Origin of the sequence: Natrialba sp. PRR66, from assembly GCF_034808065.1 — an archaeon.
GTDB lineage: Archaea > Halobacteriota > Halobacteria > Halobacteriales > Natrialbaceae > Natrialba > Natrialba aegyptia.
This window is the reverse complement of the sequence record NZ_JAXHGN010000213.1, coordinates 1-249: the sequence shown is the minus strand read 5'-3', so window position 1 is coordinate 249 and position 249 is coordinate 1. Positions and strand designations below refer to the sequence as shown.

1 pseudogene is annotated in these 249 nt (G+C 51.0%); it reads right to left on the bottom strand.

Features of this window, described 5'->3' with window-relative positions:
• Positions 1-153, bottom strand: a pseudogene (locus tag SM755_RS24020) (IS6 family transposase); the annotation flags it as partial.
• Positions 154-249: the final 96 nt, after the last annotated feature.

Below are 249 nucleotides of genomic sequence, written 5' to 3'. Positions count from 1 at the left end.
CAGTTCGAGACCACAAACAGGATTCGAAAGCGATAGGACAGCAAGATGGAGCTGGATACTGAGCTTCATCAACGACACAGGTGTTGCTTCTCGCCCCACAAACCCTGACTCAATCTCGCTCAAACAACCGTTGAGGACGGTGTTTTTCGGCATAGAACACGTCAAAAATGCCGTTCCTCACCGTTCAGTGCTTATCCGAACACCGCCCCGCATTGAAGGGCAGCACCCTGAAAGAGTTCATCTGTGATG